Source organism: Rhodococcus sp. NS-SX18 (assembly GCF_057367935.1).
Map to the genome: position 1 here is coordinate 1,178,318 of NZ_CM170633.1, position 17,408 is coordinate 1,195,725.

The 17,408-nt window shown below is 72.3% G+C and carries 17 protein-coding genes; 9 read left to right on the forward strand and 8 right to left on the reverse strand.

Translation table 11 applies throughout. The annotated features are described in order from the left end of the window. Positions 1–73: 73 nt before the first annotated feature. From AC2IPW_RS05470 to AC2IPW_RS05480, 3 genes are all read right to left on the reverse strand, one after another. A complete protein-coding gene (locus AC2IPW_RS05470; protein WP_003936417.1) occupies positions 74–541 on the reverse strand; it encodes a DUF2771 family protein in 468 nt (155 codons plus the stop codon). After that, the gene (locus tag AC2IPW_RS05475) at positions 538–2,220 is read right to left on the reverse strand and encodes an MFS transporter (RefSeq protein ID WP_486376449.1); all 1,683 of its coding nucleotides are present in this window, start codon (positions 2,218–2,220) and stop codon (positions 538–540) included. The genes AC2IPW_RS05470 and AC2IPW_RS05475 overlap by 4 nt, the downstream gene beginning before the upstream one ends. 61 nt (positions 2,221–2,281) lie before the next feature. After that, complete coding sequence (locus AC2IPW_RS05480) at positions 2,282–3,088, reverse strand: glutaminyl-peptide cyclotransferase (RefSeq protein ID WP_486376450.1); 807 nt, start codon at positions 3,086–3,088, stop codon at positions 2,282–2,284. A 49-nt stretch (positions 3,089–3,137) separates the two neighbouring features. Here AC2IPW_RS05480 and AC2IPW_RS05485 point away from each other — a divergent pair, with 49 nt between their 5' ends. Genes AC2IPW_RS05485 through AC2IPW_RS05495 form a run of 3 tightly spaced genes read left to right on the forward strand, consistent with a single transcriptional unit; the run spans position 3,138 to position 7,455 of the window. Then, a complete protein-coding gene (locus AC2IPW_RS05485) occupies positions 3,138–4,145 on the forward strand; it encodes a DUF3027 domain-containing protein (RefSeq protein WP_486376451.1) in 1,008 nt (335 codons plus the stop codon). 2 nt (positions 4,146–4,147) lie between these two features. Next, positions 4,148–6,907 carry a sacsin N-terminal ATP-binding-like domain-containing protein gene (locus AC2IPW_RS05490; protein WP_486376452.1) on the forward strand — a complete coding sequence of 920 codons (2,760 nt, stop codon included), beginning with the start codon at positions 4,148–4,150 and terminating at the stop codon, positions 6,905–6,907. After that, a complete protein-coding gene (locus AC2IPW_RS05495; protein WP_040782219.1) occupies positions 6,904–7,455 on the forward strand; it encodes a phosphatase PAP2 family protein in 552 nt (183 codons plus the stop codon). The genes AC2IPW_RS05490 and AC2IPW_RS05495 overlap by 4 nt, the downstream gene beginning before the upstream one ends. Before the next feature lie 22 nt (positions 7,456–7,477). Here AC2IPW_RS05495 and AC2IPW_RS05500 read toward each other — a convergent pair whose 3' ends face one another. Continuing rightward, entirely contained in the window at positions 7,478–7,726 is a 249-nt protein-coding gene (locus tag AC2IPW_RS05500; RefSeq protein ID WP_486376453.1) for a DUF2530 domain-containing protein, read from the reverse strand. Positions 7,727–7,800: 74 nt separating this feature from the next. Here AC2IPW_RS05500 and AC2IPW_RS05505 point away from each other — a divergent pair, with 74 nt between their 5' ends. The 4 genes from AC2IPW_RS05505 (at position 7,801) to AC2IPW_RS05520 (ending at position 10,926) form a co-directional block, all read left to right on the forward strand. Continuing rightward, positions 7,801–9,285, forward strand: a complete 1,485-nt coding sequence (locus tag AC2IPW_RS05505; RefSeq protein ID WP_486376454.1) for an NCS2 family permease — start codon at positions 7,801–7,803, stop codon at positions 9,283–9,285. A 43-nt stretch (positions 9,286–9,328) separates the two neighbouring features. Next, positions 9,329–9,760, forward strand: coding sequence for an Rv0880 family HTH-type transcriptional regulator (locus AC2IPW_RS05510; protein ID WP_003936409.1), 432 nt, complete (start codon positions 9,329–9,331; stop codon positions 9,758–9,760). An 81-nt stretch (positions 9,761–9,841) separates the two neighbouring features. Further along, positions 9,842–10,648, forward strand: a complete 807-nt coding sequence (locus AC2IPW_RS05515; RefSeq protein ID WP_054375301.1) for a TrmH family RNA methyltransferase — start codon at positions 9,842–9,844, stop codon at positions 10,646–10,648. Next, positions 10,645–10,926: a DUF2537 domain-containing protein gene (locus AC2IPW_RS05520; protein ID WP_486376455.1), complete on the forward strand. Its 282-nt coding sequence runs from the start codon at positions 10,645–10,647 to the stop codon at positions 10,924–10,926. Before AC2IPW_RS05515 ends, AC2IPW_RS05520 begins: the two co-directional genes overlap by 4 nt. Before the next feature lie 40 nt (positions 10,927–10,966). On the opposite strand, the gene AC2IPW_RS05525 is transcribed toward AC2IPW_RS05520, so the two are convergent. The 4 genes from AC2IPW_RS05525 to AC2IPW_RS05540 all read right to left on the reverse strand — a co-directional run bounded on the left by AC2IPW_RS05525 (position 10,967) and on the right by AC2IPW_RS05540 (position 15,227). After that, the gene (locus tag AC2IPW_RS05525; RefSeq protein WP_486376456.1) at positions 10,967–11,716 is read right to left on the reverse strand and encodes a DUF6928 family protein; all 750 of its coding nucleotides are present in this window, start codon (positions 11,714–11,716) and stop codon (positions 10,967–10,969) included. 15 nt (positions 11,717–11,731) lie between these two features. Beyond that, positions 11,732–12,619, reverse strand: a complete 888-nt coding sequence (gene sepH, locus AC2IPW_RS05530) for a septation protein SepH (protein WP_486376974.1) — start codon at positions 12,617–12,619, stop codon at positions 11,732–11,734. 243 nt (positions 12,620–12,862) lie between these two features. Beyond that, the gene (gene serC / locus AC2IPW_RS05535; RefSeq protein ID WP_003936404.1) at positions 12,863–13,984 is read right to left on the reverse strand and encodes a phosphoserine transaminase; all 1,122 of its coding nucleotides are present in this window, start codon (positions 13,982–13,984) and stop codon (positions 12,863–12,865) included. 115 nt (positions 13,985–14,099) lie between these two features. Beyond that, the gene (locus AC2IPW_RS05540) at positions 14,100–15,227 is read right to left on the reverse strand and encodes a citrate synthase 2 (RefSeq protein WP_003936403.1); all 1,128 of its coding nucleotides are present in this window, start codon (positions 15,225–15,227) and stop codon (positions 14,100–14,102) included. Between the two features lie 245 nt (positions 15,228–15,472). On the opposite strand from AC2IPW_RS05540, the gene pdxH reads away from it, so the two are divergent. After that, positions 15,473–16,126 (forward strand): pyridoxamine 5'-phosphate oxidase, encoded by a 654-nt coding sequence (pdxH, locus tag AC2IPW_RS05545; RefSeq protein ID WP_054372933.1) that lies wholly within the window; start codon positions 15,473–15,475, stop codon positions 16,124–16,126. After that, complete coding sequence (locus AC2IPW_RS05550; RefSeq protein WP_003936401.1) at positions 16,123–17,391, forward strand: MFS transporter; 1,269 nt, start codon at positions 16,123–16,125, stop codon at positions 17,389–17,391. The genes pdxH and AC2IPW_RS05550 overlap by 4 nt, the downstream gene beginning before the upstream one ends. Positions 17,392–17,408 lie beyond the last annotated feature (17 nt).

The following is a 17,408-nucleotide window of genomic DNA, read 5'->3' on the forward strand; positions in this document are numbered from 1 at the left end:
GAAGGCCCCTCTCGCGTGCGCTGTGGCTCGGAACGCGTGCGCGTTGTGGCTCGGAACGCGTGCGCGTTGTGGCTCAGAACGTCTGGATGGCCCAGACCGGCGCCTGCTCCCCGGTCGCGGGCAGCTGCAGCACCACGTTCAGCAACTGCGCTCCGGGATCGGACGGCACCGTCACGGCACGGGCCTGACCGGGCGTGTAGTCACGGAACCCCTCGAAGATCTCACCGGTGCGCGGATCACCGTAGGTGACGTTGAGCCGCCAGTCGGACTCCGCGATCTCCGACGGCAGCGACAACTGCAGCGGCATGCCGGCCGGAACCTCGAGCATCACCGCCTCGAGGCCGGCGCACGTGCCGTCGGCGCTGCACAGGCCGGGATCGACCGTGACCGTACGGCCCTGCGCATATGCCGTCACCGTGGGCAGGCTCGGCGGTGCCGACCGGACGAGGGAGACCACGACCGCGGTGAGCCCGCCGATCGCGATCAGCGCCACGACCACCAGGATCGCGATCGTCTTCTTCGTCCGGGGCTGCAGTCTCATCGGGTTCCGTTTCTCGTCGTACGTCCGCCTGGCCGCGGGATGCGACCGGTGGTCTCCTGGGTGGCGTGTTCCGGGCGTTTTCCTCCGAAGCCCGGAACGACGGTGCCTCCACGGTAGGTGAGGATCGTCTGCGTCAGCCCGAGGGCCAGCACGACCGTGATCACGGTGAACCCGAGCCAGTACTCGGTGGGCAGCAGCACCCCCAGCGCCCCACCGAACACCCAGCTCAGTTGCAGCACCGTCTCCGAACGACCGAACCCGGACGCGATGGACTCCTCCGGGAGGTCCTGCTGCAGGGACGCATCCAGCGACACCTTCGCCAGGGCGCTCGCGCAGGCCCCCACCAGCGCCACCAGCGCCGCGGTGAACAGGCTGCCCGTCGCGGCGGCCAGCGCCGCGACCACCGTCACGGCCGCGGTGCAGCGCACCACGATCAAGGCCGGCCGGCCCAGGGTGAGTCGCGCGCCGGTCGCGTTGCCGGTGAAGTTGCCGACGGCGGCGGCCGCGCCGACCAGGCCCAGCATCGCGGCCTGGACCAAGGGCTCGTGCTCGGTCCTCGACTTGGCGACGAAGGCGATGAACAAGGTCAGGAAACCGGTGAGCACCCGGATCGTGCCGTTACCCCACAGTCCGGTGAGCACGGCCCGTCCCAGCGGCTGGCGACGGCCCTTCCCGCCGCCGGTGGCGCGCCCGGGTGCCGCGACCTTTTCGGTGCGGGCCTCGGCACCGTGATACGACAGCGTGGCCGGCACCTCACCCTCGGTGACCTCCACCCACGAGGGGATCCGCATGCTCAGGTACGCGCCGAACGCGGTGATGACGGCACACAGCCACAGGGCCCCGGACGAGCCGAACAACCAGGCCGCAGCGGCGGCGACCGCCCCGGCGCCCATCGTGCCGCCCACCAGGCCGAAGACCGTCAGCCGCGAGTTCACCCGGACGAGATCGATCTCGGGTGGCAGCACCCGCGGTGTCACCGCCGACTTGAGCACGGCGAACGATTTGGACAGCACCATCATCGCGAGGGCGGCGGGGTACAGGCCCCAGCTGTCGAAGTTGAACACCAGCACCACCGCGAGCACGGTGCGGGCTGCGAACGAGGTGGCCAGCGCCAGCCGGCGGCCGTGCTGCAACCGGTCGAGCAGCGGGCCGATCAGCGGGGCGATCACCGCGAAGGGGGCGATCGTGATGAGCAGATACAGGGCGACCTTGGTCTTGTCCTCACCCGTCGCCGCGGAGAAGAACAGGGTGTTCGCCAGGGCCACGGCGACCGCGGCGTCGCTGGCGAAGTTCGCCATCGTCGCGTAGGTCAGGGCCGTCAGGCCCGAGCGGTCCGCGCCGTCCGCCGTGGCGGCCCGGCGGAACGTCGCGATGCCCTTGCTCGTCAGCTCCCGGCTGCGTAGCGCCGCGACGCGCGTGACCGTGAGCTTGCGCGGCATCCGCGGGGCCCGTGGGGCGTCGGCCCGCTCGCCGCGGGACGTGTCGTCGCCCCGGTGCCGGCGGGCGTCCTCGACCGGGTGCAGCGGTGGCAGGGGAGTGCGCCGCGCGGACGTGCGCCGCGGCGGCGGATAGTTGCCGTTGCCGGGGTGCGGGGCCCGGGCCGACGGGCGGGGGCGACCGCCGACGTCGGCACGACGGTCCGCGTCGTCGTGCGCGCGTTCCTCGTCCGAATCGGTCACGGCACAATTCTGTCGCACCGGGCGGATCGGCGTTCGTCGACGTACCCCACCGGTGCCGCGGTCACGGCACGAACCGCACCTCGAACATCGACGGCCAGTACTTGCCGGTGACGAGGAAGCGATCGGTACCGGGCAGGTGGGCGATTCCGTTGAGCACGTCGATGCGCTCGCGCCGGCCTTCGGTCAGGTGTTCGCGCAGTGCCCCGGCGTCCACCACGGCGGTCACCCGGCCCTCGTCCGGGTCGATGCGCAGGATCTCGTCGGTCTTCCACACGTTCGCGTACACCGCACCGTCGTCGGTGCACTCGAGTTCGTTGAGCCGGGTGGCGGCGCGGCCCTCACGCAGTACCGTGACCCGGCCCGTCTCGGCGAAGGTCCCGGGGTGCCGGAACGTCAGTTCCGCCGTGCCGTCGCTCATCACCAGCCGGTCGTTCTGTGCGCACAGTCCCCAGCCCTCCCCGTCGTAGCCGGCGCGGCCGCGTTCGGCCAGGGTGTCCCGGTCCCGAGCGATCGCGACCCCGTCCTGCCACGTCAGCTGCCACACGGTGGCGCCGGCGACCGTGATGCCCTCGCCGAACATGTCGTCCGGCACGGGGACCCGGACCCGTTCGGCGCCGGTGGCCAGCGACCGCGCCGCGATCCACGATCGGCCGGACAGGCCGGTGCCCTCGAGCAGTTCGTCGCCGGACACCTCGAGGCCCTGAGTGAACGCGGCAGGATCGTGCGGGTACACGGCCACGATCTCGGTGCGCAGCCGCTCGGCCGGCGGACCCGGATCCGCCGGGGCGGAGCCGCACGCGGCGGCCGCGACCGCGGCTGCGACACCGGCCGCGATCGCGGCTGCGACGGAGAGCGGACGTCGGCGCATGCCCACATGATGGCAGCCGAGGCTCGCGGCGACGGTTCCGTGCGGCAGAATGGGCTCCGTGAGTGGTGTGCCTTCCTCAGTTGCTTCCGGCTCCGCGTCCGCCTCTACCGAACAGCTCGTCCAGCCTCGGCTGGCCGACGCCGTCGACGTCGCGCGGGCCGCGCTGCTGGACGCCGGTGAGACCGGCGTCGGCGCGTACCTGGGCGTCGCCGCCGAGGACGACTGCGCCGCCACCCACCGGTTCGCCGCGGACCTGCCCGGGTACCGAGGCTGGCAGTGGGCGGTCGTCGTCGCCGCCGCGCCCGGCTCGGATCGGGTGACGGTGAGCGAACTGGCGTTGCTGCCCGGACCGGACGCCCTCGTCGCGCCCCGGTGGGTGCCGTGGAACGAGCGGATCCGGCCCGGTGACCTCGGCCCCGGCGATCTGCTCGCCCCGCCGGCCGGGGATCCGCGCCTCGTGCCGGGCTATGTCGCCACCGGCGATCCCGAGATCGACGAGACGGCCGGCGAGATCGGCCTCGGCCGCAAACAGGTCATGAGCCTCGAGGGACGTCTCGAGGCGGCCCAGCGCTGGCACGACGGCGACTACGGTCCGGAGTCGGAGATGGCCAAGGCGGCGCCCTCGACGTGCCGGCTGTGCGGGTTCTACCTTCCCCTCGCGGGTTCCCTGCGCGCGGCGTTCGGGGTGTGCGGCAACGAGTTCGCCGCCGACGGCCACGTGGTGCATTCGGGGTACGGGTGTGGAGCCCATTCGGACACCACCCTGCCGACCGGCGCCGGATCTCCGGTCCACGAGCCCTACGACGACTCCGCTGTCGAGGTCGTCGCCCTGCCGCCCGCCGGCGAAGGTGCGCCGGCACAGGCCCAGCCCGGCGCGGACGACCGTGACGGCGCCTCCGTGGTGGTCGGCAGCGAGGCCACGGCGGAGAACGGGACCGCCGGCACCGGGACCGCGGAGACCACCGGGACCGCGGAGACCACCGGGACCGCGGAGAACACCGGGACCGCGGAGTCCACCGAGACCGCCGCGGTCGAGCCGCCGGAACAGACCGACTGACGATGCCGCGCCCCGACCCCTTCGGGACAGCGGCGCTGCGCGAGGGCATCCTGCTGGCCTGGGCGTCGTCCCCGACCCGGCTGCGGGAGGACGCCGCCACCGAGGCCGACCTCGTCCGGGCCGGCTACCGGAACCGGGTGCTGACCGAACTCGCGCAGAATGCGGCCGACGCCGCTGCGCGCGCGGGCGTGCCGGGGGCGCTGTGCCTGTGGCGGGACGGCGACGACCTGCACGTCGCGAACACCGGCGCGGTGCTCGACGAGACCGGCGTGCAGGCGTTGACGGCACTGCGCGCGTCGAGCAAGACGAGCGGTGTCGGCCGGTTCGGGGTCGGGTTCACCGCCGTCGCCGCGGTCAGCGCGGACATCGAGATCCGTTCGCGTTCCGGCTCGATCCACTTCTCCGCCGAACGCACCCGGGACGCGCTCGCCGACCGCGACCTGCCCGTCCCGGAGTCCGGCGTTCCGGTGCTGCGCCTCGCCTGGCCGGGGCCCACGCCGCCCGCACCGGGCTGGGACACCGAGGTGGTGCTGCGGCTGCGTGCCGGCATCGACGCCGACGCGCTGCTCGGCGGGTTCGCCACGGAGGCCGTCGACCTGCTCCTCGAGCTGCCCGCCCTGACCACCGTCACGGTCGGCGATCGCGCGCTCCCCCGCACCTGCACCGACACCGAGTCCGGACTGCGCGTCGTTGCCGTGGGGGAGCGGACCTGGTGGGAGTACGCGGGCCCGCACGCCCGCTGGCTCGTTCCGGTCGTGGACGGGGTGCCGGTACCGGTGTCACAGGACGTGCTGCGTGCTCCCACCCGCTCGGACGAGGAACTCTCGCTGCCCGCGCTGGTGATCGCCGACGTGCCCATGCAACCCGACCGGCGCCGCCTGCTCCCCGGCGCCCCCGTGGCCGGGCTCGCCCGCGGTTACGCCGACTTCGTCGCGGCCCTGCCCCCGCGGCAGCGGCCGTCGATGGTTCCGGTTCCCGGTTTCGCACGCAGCGAGGTCGACGCGCTGCTGCGGGAGGCCGTGCTGCAGGAGCTGCGCGCGCATCCGTGGCTGCCCCCGGCCGACGGTGGCGACGATCTGCTCCCGGACCGCGCCGCCGCGCTGACCGGTCTGACCGACGAGCTCGCCGGTGTCCTCGCCGACGTCGTGCCCGGCCTGATCCGGCCCGATCTGTGCGGACCGCGGCACGCGGCGGCGCTCGGTGCCGTCGACGTGCACCGGCTCGGGCCGGCGCGGATCGCCGAGCTGCTCGCCGGTGTCGAGCGTGAGCCCGCGTGGTGGCACCGGCTGTACGAGGCGCTCACCCCGTTGGTCGTCGACGCGGTGGTCGCCGAGGAACTCGCCGCGATCCCGGTCCCGCTGTCGGACGGGCGCACCGTGACCGGGCCGAGGACCGTCGTGCTGGGCACGGACGTCGGGCCGCTGCGGCTGCCGTGGATGCGTCTCGTGCATCCGGACGCCGCGCACCCGCTGCTCACCCGGCTCGGCGCCGGCACGGTCACGGCGGCGGATCTGCTCGCGGATCCGGCGCTGCTCGCGGCGGTCGAGGACGTCGACGCCGCGGACTCCGAGGCGACGGCCGAACTGGCGGACGTAGTGCTCCGGCTGGCCGCGCAGGTACCGGCCGGGGCGGTGCCCCGGGAGCTCGGAGCGCTGCTGCTGCCCGACGTCGACGGTGAACTCGTGCCCGCGGACGAACTGTTGCTGCCGGAGGCCCCCCTCGCCGAGGTGCTGGTGGCGGACGCGCCGTTCGCCACCCTCGATCCGCAGGTGGCCGAACGGTACGACGTCGACGCGCTGCGGGCGGTCGGCGTGGGATGGGGTTTCACGGTGCTGCGCGCCGAACTGCCCACCGGTCCCGATCACGACCTGCCCGACGAGGAACAGTGGTGGGAAACCCTCGACGGGGACCCCGAACTGCTCGTGGCCGTGCGCGATCTCGACCTGGTCGACGATGCGTGCTGGGACCGGGCCCTGTCGCTCCTCGTCGCCGATCCCGGCACCGCCGCGGCCCTCGACGACCGTCACGGCTACACCGCCTGGTGGCTGCGTACCTTCGCGACGCTGGACGGCCGGAACCTCGGGCACCTGCGTGCCCCCGACGACGACGCGTTCGCCGGGCTGCTCGACCCCTGCCCGCACCCGGAGGCGGACCGTCTGCGGTCGTGTCTGGCCGCGACGGACGTCGAGAGCACCGAGACCGCCGCGCTGCTCCTCGACCTCCTCGCCGATCCTGGCCGCACCCCCGCCCCGGCCGTCACCGTCCACGCCCACGCCGCCCTGACCGCGGCGAGCGCCACCGGCGTACTCGACCTCGACGACCTGCACCTGCCCGACTCCGTCCGCAGCCTCGCCGGGACGACCGTCGATGCCGCGCACGCACTGGTCCTGGACCGGCCGTGGCTTGCCGCCGTGATTCCCGCCGACCGGCTCGTGCTCGGCACCCTGCCCACCGCGCCGGTCCTCGCCGACCTCCTCGACGTGCCCCTCGCCTCGGCCGAGGTGTCCGGCCACGTCACGGGCCCGGGTCGCGCGACCGAATGGCGGAACGAGCCGGCCGCGGTGCTCGCGGCGGCCGCCGCGGGGCGGACGCTGCCGCGCGGACCGCTCGTCGTGCACGAGCGGCTGACCGTGCGCTGCTCGGGCGCGGTCACCGGCGAGCACGAGGTCGCGTGGTGGGTGGACGGCAGCGGCACGACGCACTGCACCGCGCCGGGACTGGCCGCCGCCGTCGCGGCGCTCTCGCCGGTGGAGCCGCGATGAGTATCGACACGACGACCCTCGAGGGTGTGGTGGAGCTGCGCGAGCCCACGCTGACCGCCCTCGTCACCGCCGTCACCCACTCGGGAGGCATGACCGCGATCGCCGTCGTCACGGCGGCGCTGACGGTGCTGATGCTGCGTGCAGGCCGCCGCGACGATGCGCTGCTGCTGTCCGCGACGATCCTGACGGGCTGGCCGTTGATGAGCCTGCTCAAGCTGCAGTTCGGCCGGGAACGCCCGCCGCAGCCCGAACGACTGATCGACCTGACCACCCACTCGTTCCCGTCCGGGCACGCCATGATGACCGCGATGCTGGCGACGGTGCTCGCCGCCGTGATCGCCCGCCGGTCGCCGCCCCGCAGCCACCGGGCGCTCGTGGCGTACTGCGCTCTCGGCGCCTACACGCTCGCGGTCGGGCTCTCGCGGGTCTACCTCGCGGCCCACTGGCTGACCGACGTCGTCGCCGGGTGGGTGCTGGGGTCGCTGTGGGCGTTGCTGTGGGTGGGGTTGATCACGCGGGTGCGGGCCCGGCTGTCGCCCCGGCCGTGACACCGGGCGGCACGGCCCCTCGTCAGTCGAGTCCGACCTGCGCGCCGCGCCGGCCCAGCCGCGCGGCCCGGCGCTGCACGAGGAACACGGCGAAACCCAAGAGTCCCACGACGATTCCCGCTACGCACACGGGCAGTGCGGCCGACCACCGGTCACCCGCGGCGAGCACGACGATCGTCGCGACCGTCCACAGCGCCGTGCCGATCGCCAGTGCGGGACGGGGGTCGGCGAGGCGCCGGGTCCGCTCGGCGACCGTGTGTGCGTCGTTCACGATTTCAGGCTAGTCCAGCCCGATTGCAATAATCTCCCGTTGCGACGCACCCCCACCCCAGAGCGGAAGTCGATATGGCCCAATCCTCAGAGCGGAAGTCCGGCACGGTGACCGGCACCTCCTTCCTCGACACCTACTTCAAGATCACCGAACGGGGATCGACGGTCTCGCGGGAGGTGCGCGGTGGTGTCGTCACGTTCGTCGCGATGGCCTACATCGTGGTACTCAATCCGCTGATCCTGGGCAGCTTCTCCCCGGACGACGCCACGGCCAAGGTCGACGTGCTCGGCAACATCCTGCCCGTCAACCAGGTCGCGGCCGTCACCGCGCTGGTGGCCGGACTGATGAGCATCGTCTTCGGCATCGTCGCCAACTATCCGTTCGCCATCGCGGCCGGCCTGGGCATCAACACCCTGCTGGCGGTCACCATCGCGCCCCAGGTCACCTGGCCCGAAGCGATGGGCCTCGTGGTGATCGACGGCATCATCATCGTGATTCTCGCCGTCACCGGCTTCCGCACCGCGGTGTTCAACGCGATCCCGCCCGAGCTGAAGGCGGCCATCGCGGCCGGTATCGGCGCGTTCATCGCCCTGATCGGCATGGTCGACGCCGGATTCGTGCGCCGCCTGCCGGACGCGGCCGGCACCACCGTCCCCGTCGGGCTGGGCATCGACGGTTCGATCGCCTCGTGGCCGACCGCGGTGTTCGTGTTCGGTGTGCTGCTCATGGGGGTGCTCGTCGTGCGCCGGGTGCCCGGCGGCCTGCTCATCGGCATCGTCGCGACCACGGTGGTCGCGGCGATCGTCGAAGCGGTCGCCGGGGTCGGGCCGTCGCAGGGCACCGACCCGAAGGGCTGGAACCTGAGCACCCCGGAGGTGCCCGAGAAGGTCGCCGGTGTGCCGGATCTGAGCCTGGTGGGCAATGTCGACCTCTTCGGTGCGTTCACCCGGATCGGCGTGATCGCCGCGACCCTGCTCGTGTTCACCCTCGTCCTCGCCAACTTCTTCGACGCGATGGGCACGATGACCGGCCTGGGTAAGGAAGCCGGCCTCACCGACAAGGACGGCAACCTGCCCGGCATCGGCCGTGCCCTCGTCGTCGAGGGCACGGGGGCCATCGCCGGCGGTGTGGGCTCCGCGTCGTCGAACACGGTGTTCGTCGAGTCGGCCTCCGGCATCGCCGAGGGGGCGCGCACCGGTCTGGCAAACGTGGTGACCGGCGTGCTGTTCCTCGCCGCGATGTTCCTCACCCCGCTCTACGAGATGGTGCCCGTCGAGGCCGCCGCTCCGGCTCTCGTGGTGGTCGGCGCCCTCATGATCGGGCAGGTCCGCGACATCGACTTCACCCAGTTCGCCATCGCGTTGCCCGCGTTCCTCACGATCGTCGTCATGCCGTTCACGTACTCGATCGCCAACGGCATCGGCGTCGGCTTCATCACGTGGGTCGTCCTGCACGCAGCGGCCGGGAAGGCGCGGTCGGTGCACCCGCTGCTCTGGGTGGTGGCGGGCTTGTTCGTCGCCTACTTCGCGGTGGACCCGATCACCGAACTGCTCACCTGACATGCGGCGCGATGTGTCCGGTCGGTCCCGTATTGTGCACGCCATGACATCGGAACATCGCACGCTCGCCGGCGACCTTTCGTTGGCAGTCGTGCGCCTGACGCGCCATTTGCGGGGGCGGCGCTCCGATTCCCGAGTGTCCCTGACTCAGCTGTCGGCCATGAGCACGCTGAGGCAGGAGGGAGCGATGACCCCCGGTGTGCTGGCCGCACGCGAGAAGGTCCAGCCGCCGTCCATGACGCGGGTGATCGCCTCGCTCGACGAGCTCGGGCTCGTCGAGCGGACCCCGCATCCCACGGACGGCCGGCAGATCATCGTCTCGCTCTCGGATGCGGGCCGGGCACTGCTGATCGACGAACAGCAGGCCCGCGAGGCGTGGCTGACCGAACGCCTCGCCACCTTGGACGAGGCCAGCCTCGCCACGCTCGGGGACGCGGTGGAGATCATCAACAAGCTGGTCAGCGAAGCGGAATGAGCCGATCCCGGTCCTCGTGGCCGGGATGTGTTCGGTGAACCCGCCGACGGGTCCGCGACGTGGCCTGGGAGAATCGACGGCGTGGTGCACATCGTCGACATCGAGGATCCCGCCGACCCCCGGCTGGGCGACTTCCGAGACCTCAACTCGTCGGATCGCCGGCCCGACCTGCCGGCCGGCAAGGGACTGGTGATCGCGGAGGGCGTGCTCGTCGTCCAGCGGATGCTCGACTCGCGGTTCACCCCCGGCAGCCTGCTCGGGGTGGATCGTCGTCTCGGTGAACTCGCCGACGACCTGCGCGACGTCGACGTGCCGTTCTACCGCACCTCGGCCGAGGTCATGGCTGAGGTCGTCGGCTTCCACCTCAACCGCGGGGTGCTCGCCGCGGCGCACCGGCCACCGGCGCTCGACCTCGACGACGTCCTGGAGAAAGCCACCACCGTGGCGGTGCTCGAGGGTGTCAACGACCACGAGAACCTCGGCTCGATGTTCCGCAACGCCGCCGGCCTCGGTGTCGATGCCGTCGTGTTCGGCAAGGGCTGCGCCGACCCGCTGTACCGACGGTCGGTGCGGGTCTCGATGGGCCATGTGCTGCGAGTGCCGTTCGCGCACGTCGAACGGTGGCCGCACGATCTGGACCGGCTGCGGGGGCGCGGCTTCCAGCTCATTTCGCTCACCCCGAATCCCGAGGCCGTGCCGCTGGCCGAGGCGATGACGGGGGAGAAGGTCGCGCTGCTCCTCGGTGCCGAGGGTCCGGGGCTGACCGAGCACGCGATGCGCGCGACGGACGTGCGGGCGCGCATTCCGATGGCCCCGGGCACCGACTCGCTCAACGTCGCCACGGCCGCGGCGATGGCGTTCTACGAGCGGGTACGGATCCCGCGGTGATCGCGCCCCCGCGCGCCCCGTCGACACCGTGGTCGACGGGGCTGACGCTGACGGGTTTCGCCCTCGTCGTCACGGTGGTGACGATTGTGGCGTTCGGGCTCGAACTCGGGCGCGTGCACCCACTGCTCGCGGTGATCGTCAACCTCGTCGTCGCCGCCGGGATCGCCCCCACCCTGTGGTGGTGGCGTCGGATACCGCTGTGGCGGTGGATCGCCGCCGGTGTCGCCGCCGGTGTCCCGGTCGGCTGGATTGCACTGCTCGCCGCGGCGGCGTTCTGAGCCGATCCACAGCCGCGAACGAATCTACCAGCTGCACCGGCTATTCCGCGCGCGTACGTCCGGACAGTGCGCGGCCGGGCGCGGAGATCCGGCGCGGCCACCACCGCCGTCGTGCGGGCCGGGCGCCCGGCGCGTCCCGGTCGGTGGGCGGCCGCTCGCCCTCGCGGTACAGCTCGAAGTCCCACACTTCGATCTCGTGGGGGTCGAGCTCGCCGTCGGCGCGGCCCGTGTAGCGGAACCCGAGCCACGCGGCGTTGGCGGCCTCGGCGAACCGGCGGGGGTGGAACGGTAACGCCTCGGGGTGGGGCAGCACGTCCAGTGGCCAGCGGATGGGGAACTCCCCGCCCCAGAACGGCCGCTCCCACACGAACGGCAGCCCGTCGTCCTCGACGATGTCGACGGGCGTGGCGTCGAACGCTCGTCGCAGCGTGCCGCGCCGCCAGGCACCGACGGCGCCACGTGCCCCGGCGGGATCCGACACGACGAGATAGGTGTTCTCGGACGCGACGGTGTGCCTCCAGCGTTCGGGCAGCTGCGACGGACGCGTGGCCGCAAGGTCCGGACTGCACACCACCGTCACACCCGGGAAGCTGCCCACGTAGACCCGGCCGGCCGCCCCGGTCGCGGCCTGCGCGAGCGGCACCCGGCCCAGCGGCTCGGACGACAGTCCCGGATGCAGCCGGCCGACGAGTGCGTGGGCCGTCGTGCAATCGGCCCGCGCATCGCGCAGCACCTCGCCGGGGTCGGGGGCGTCGACGTACCAGATGGTCGACACCGTCGCGGCCGCCATCGGTGGGTCCGGCTCTCAGCCGCGCCCGTTGCTGCGCACGCCGAGCAGCACGTCGTCCCACGAGGGCAGGGCAGGCTTGCCGCGCTTGTCCTTACCCGGATTCTGCTGCGGCGCCAGCTTCGGCCGGTCCTCGTCCACGGCGGGGTCGGGCAGGCTCGCCGCCGCGGGACGGACCTCCTCGACCTCCGCGTCGATGACCGCGGGCGGCGGATCGAGAGTGAGCGTCTCGGCGACGACGTCCTCCCGGTCGGACCCGTCGTTGTCTCCGGTGTCGTCGACGTCGCGCGCCGTGTACACCGGCGTGAGGCAGCGCAGCGGCCGCCCGCAGTCCGGATCGATCAGCTCCGTGGCGGTGTCGTCGAGCGGCAGGATCGTGCCGCCGTGGGCGTCGGGCTGGTAGCGCCAGTGCGCCGCGTTGGTGGACCGGCCGGCGTCCCACTGCAATTGAGCCACCCAGTGACCCTCGTCGTCGCGCCACGCGTCCCAGGTGGCGGCCTCGATGCTGTGCCCGCGGGCCCGGAACGCCTGGGCGACGATCTCGGCGAGGGTGTGCACGGCCGGGCCGTCCGGACGCACCGGATGACCCTGCTGAGCCATCTCGGCCGCGCGGGAGCGCTCGAGCAGCACCGGGTAGGCGAACCGCTCCACCTTCGCCAGCGGGATCCCGGCCTCCTCGGCGACCTGCTCGACGGAAGCGCCGCAGCGGATGCGGGCCTGGATCTCGCGGGGGCGCAGCTGACTGGTGGTCTCGATCTGGATCTGCCCGAGGCGGGCGAGGTCACCTCGGGAGGCGGCGCGGAGCGTGTCGTCGATCGGGATGCGGAATCTGTCGCCGTTTTCGGGATCGGCGAGCACGACGTGCGTTCCGTCGGGCTCGAGGCCGACCACTCGAAGCTCTCGCACCATGACCTCCTCGCGGGGAATCGCGATTGACCCGCCCGACTGTAACGGACTCGTGATCCCTGCGGAGCAGGACACGCCGACACGCCGGGGGCCGGTGGCGCGAATCCGCCGACGTGGCGCTATTGTCCAAGGTTTCCCCGAAAGTCTCGACTCGTTGTCGAGAGTTCGGGGAGGCTCCCGGACGGCGAACGGGGCCGGACCCGACCCGGATCCGACCCCGCCCCGAACGGTCGCGCGACCGTTCTACATCCGGTCGACCACCCAGTCGATGCACTTGGTCAGCGCAGTGATGTCGTCGGGGTCGATTGCCGGGAACATGCCGACGCGCAGCTGGTTGCGGCCCAGCTTGCGGTACGGCTCGGTGTCGACGATCCCGTTGGCGCGCAGGATCTTCGCCACCTGCGCAGCATCGACCGAGTCGGCGAAGTCGACGGTGCCGACCACCTGGGAGCGCAGCGCCGGATCGGCGACGAACGGGGTGGCGTACCGGGACGCCTCGGCCCACGCGTACAGCCGCGACGACGAGTCCGCGGTACGGGCCGTCGTCCAGGCCAGGCCGCCGTTGCCGTTCATCCACTCGATCTGGTCGGCCAGCAGCAGCAGCGTGCCCACCGCGGGGGTGTTGTACGTCTGATCCTTCGTGCTGTTGTCGACGGCGATCGGCAGCGACAGGAACTCGGGGGTGAAACGGCCCGAGGCCTTGATCTCCTCCACCCGCTCCAGCGCGGCCGGGCTCATCAGTGCGATCCACAGGCCACCGTCGGCGGCGAAGCACTTCTGCGGCGCGAAGTAGTAGACGTCGAAGTCCTCCGCGGCGACGGGCAGGCCGCCGGCGCCGGACGTCGCGTCGATGGCGATCAGGGCGTTCTCGGAGCCGGCCGGACGGGTGACCGGCACCGCGACACCGGTCGAGGTCTCGTTGTGGGCCCAGCCGATGAGGTCGGCCGATCCGTCGGCGACGATCTCCGGTGCGGTACCCGGCGCGCTGTCCACCACGATCGGGTCACCGATCAGCGGGTTCTTCTTGGCGACGGTGGCGAACTTCGACGAGAACTCGCCGTAGGTGAAGTGCTGAGACTTCTCCCGGATCAGGCCGAACGCCGCAGCGTCCCAGAACGCGGTGGTGCCGCCGTTGCCGAGCACCACCTCGTAGCCGTCGGGGAGGGAGAACAGCTCGCGCAGACCCGAACGGATGCGGGCGACGACGTCCTTGACGGGCTTCTGCCGGTGGCTGGTACCGAACACCGAGGCACCGACCTCGACCAGGGACTGCAGCTGCTCGGGACGAACCTTGGAGGGACCGCAGCCGAAGCGGCCGTCGGCGGGCTTGAGATCGGCGGGAATGATCGGTGTAGCGTCAGCCATCGGTATGCGTGTCCTAAACGTCGAGGAACGAGTGCACCGGTAGTCTAGACGGCCCCCGCGGAACGGCCGGACGGACGGGCGCCCGGTGCGGGGCCCGTCCGTCCGGCTCGGTGGATCAGTTGTGGGTGATGGAATCCCAGCCCTCGACGCTCTCCGGGCTGCGGGCATCCGGGCCGGTGTAGATCGCGGCCGGGCGCACCAGCTTGCCCAGGCGCTTCTGCTCGAGGATGTGCGCGCACCAGCCGGCGGTGCGGCCGCAGGTGAACATCGCCGGCATCATCGCGGCCGGGACCTCGGCGAAGTCGAGGATCACCGCGGCCCAGAACTCGACGTTGGTCTCGATGGCCCGGTCGGGGCGACGCTCGCGCAGCTCGGCGAGGGCGGCCTGCTCCAGCGCGGCGGCGACCTCGTAGCGCGGCGCGTTCAGTCGCTTTGCGGTGTCGCGCAGCACCCGCGCGCGGGGATCCTCGGCGCGGTAGACGCGGTGCCCGAAGCCCATCAGCTTCTCCTTGCGGTCGAGGATGCCCTTGACCAGCGCGCGGGCGTCGCCGGTGCGCTCGGTCTCCTCGATCATCGGCAGCACCCGCGCCGGGGCCCCACCGTGCAGCGGGCCGGACATCGCCCCGACCGCACCGGACAGTGCGGCGGCGACGTCGGCGCCGGTGGAGGCGATGACGCGGGCGGTGAAGGTGGAGGCGTTCATGCCGTGCTCGGCGGCCGAGACCCAGTACGCGTCGATCGCGGCGACGTGCGCCGGGTCGGGCTCACCCTTCCACCGCACCATGAACCGCTCGGTGACGGTCGCGGCCTCGTCGATGCGCTTCTGCGGCACGGCGGGTTGGTAGATACCGCGCGCGGACTGCGCGACGTACGACAGGGCCATCACCGCGGCGCGGGCGAGATTCTCCCGCGCGGTGGCGTCGTCGATGTCGAGGAGCGGCTCGAAGCCCCAGATGGGGGCGAGCATCGCCAGGCCGGCCTGGACGTCGACGCGGACGTCGCCGGTGTGGATCGGCAGCGGGAACGGCTCGGCCGGGGGCAGGCCCTGGCCGAACTTGCCGTCGACCAGCAGGGCCCACACGTCTCCGAACGTGACCCCGCGCGTGACGAGGTCCTCGATGTCGACGCCGCGGTAGCGCAGCGAGCCGCCGTCCTTGTCGGGTTCGGCGATATCACTGGTGAAGGCGACGACGCCTTCGAGGCCGGCGACGAAATCCTCGGGTACAGACGCGCGCGATGCCATGACGGTTGGGCTCTCCTCGTTCGGTGCAACCCGGTCCGGGCAGCACTGCCGGTGAAGCGGGACTCGGCGGATGTGATCGGCGCCCCACTCCGTTCGTCGGTGCGACTGTAGTCCCCCGGGCGGGAGGATCGGCGCCCGGATACCCGGGAGTAGTGTCCAGCATCGTGTCCACCGATCCACGGCCCGGCGCCGAGAACACCGAGGGGCTGCCTGCGAGTGCGGCCGAGCACGCCGATCTGGCGTCGATGCGTGTCGACTACACCCCCGCCGGACCTCAGAGCGCGTCCGCCGTCGACGAGGACCTCGAACCCGAGTGGCTCACCGACGGGTGGTTGCCGGTGCTGCGCCGCTGGCTCCTCGACGCCGCCGCGGCAGGGCTGCCCGAACCGAACGCGATGGTGCTCGGCACCGTCGACGAGCACGGCCGGCCCGTCACCCGCACCGTGCTGTGCAAGGGGGTCGACGCGGACGGGGTCACCTTCTTCACCAACTACGACTCGGACAAGGGCCGGCAACTCGCCGCGACGCCCTACGCGTCGGCCACCTTCACCTGGGTCCCGATCTTCCGCCAGGTCACCGTCCGCGGGCCCGTCGAGCGGGTCGGCGCGGAGGAGACCGCCGAGTACTGGCATTCCCGGCCACGCGGCTCCCGCCTGGGCGCGTGGGCCTCGCAGCAGTCCCGGCCGATCGAGTCCCGGGCGGCGCTCGAGCATGCGCTCGTCGAGGTCGCCGAGCGCTACGGCATGGACGCCGAGATCCCGGTGCCGCCGCACTGGGGCGGGCTGCGGATCCGCCCCGAGTCGGTCGAGTTCTGGCAAGGCCGGCCCAACCGCCTGCACAACCGGGTGCGGACCCGGCTGGTGGACGGGCGGTGGATCACCGAGCGTCTGCAGCCGTGAGGCGGCTGCTCGCCGACACCACACCGCTCGAGAACCGCGACTACCGCCGGTTGTGGACCGCCGGCATCGTCACGGTCGTCGGCGCCCAGCTCAGCGTCGTGGCGGTGCCCCAACAGATCTACGAGATCACCCGCAGCTCGGCGTACGTCGGCCTGACCGGTGTGTTCGCCCTCGTCCCGCTCGTGGTGTTCGGACTGTGGGGCGGTGCGCTGGCCGACGTGATGGACCGGCGCCGGCTGCTCACCTTCACCACGCTGGGCATGGGTGTGACGTCGCTGCTGCTGTGGGCGCAGGCCGCCGCGGGCCTGGCGAACGTGTGGCTGGTGCTGGTGCTGTTGTCGCTGCAGCAGGCCTGCTTCGCGGTCAACCAGCCCACCCGTGCCGCCGTGATCCCGCGCCTCATCCCGAACGGCCAACTGGCGGCTGCCAATTCGCTCAACATGACGGTGATGCAATTCGGGGCGATCGCCGGGCCGCTGCTCGCGGGCGCCCTGATCCCCGTGCTCGGTCTGCCCACCCTGTATCTCATCCACACCGTCGCACTGCTCGCGACGCTGTGGGCGGTGCTCGCGCTGCCGCCGATCCCCCCGACCGGGCAGGCCCGGCGTGCCGGCCTGCGTGAGGTGCTCGACGGGTTCCGCTACCTGTCCACCCAGAAGATCCTGCTCGCCTCCTTCGTCGTCGACATCGTCGCGATGGTGTTCGGCATGCCGCGGGCGCTGTTCCCGCAGATCGCGCACGACTCGTTCGGCGACCCCGCCGAGGGCGGGTTCGCGCTCGGGTTGCTGTTCGCCGCGATGTCGGTCGGTGCGGTGCTCGGTGGGGTGTTCTCTGGCTGGTTGCCGCGGGTGCGCCGGCAGGGGCTGGCGGTGATCGTGTGCATCGTCGCCTGGGGCCTGGCGATGGTCGGCTTCGGCGTCGCGGTGGGCCTCGCCGAACCGGGCGGCACCGCGGTGTGGTTGTGGGTCGCCCTGGCGTTCCTCGCGTTCGGCGGCGCGGTCGACATGGTCTCGGCGGCGTTCCGTTCGACGATGCTGCAGTCCGTCGCCACCGACGAGATGCGGGGCCGGCTGCAGGGCGTGTTCATCGTCGTCGTCGCCGGCGGACCCCGCATCGGCGACGTCCTGCACGGCGGGGCGGCGGCGCTGGTGGGCACCGCGGTCGCCGCGGCGGGCGGCGGGGTCCTCGTCGTGGTCGGTGTGCTGGTGTGTGTGCTCGCCTTCCCCGCGTTCGTGCGGTACCGGGTGGACCGCACGATCCGCTGATGTTCACCGGCCGCAGT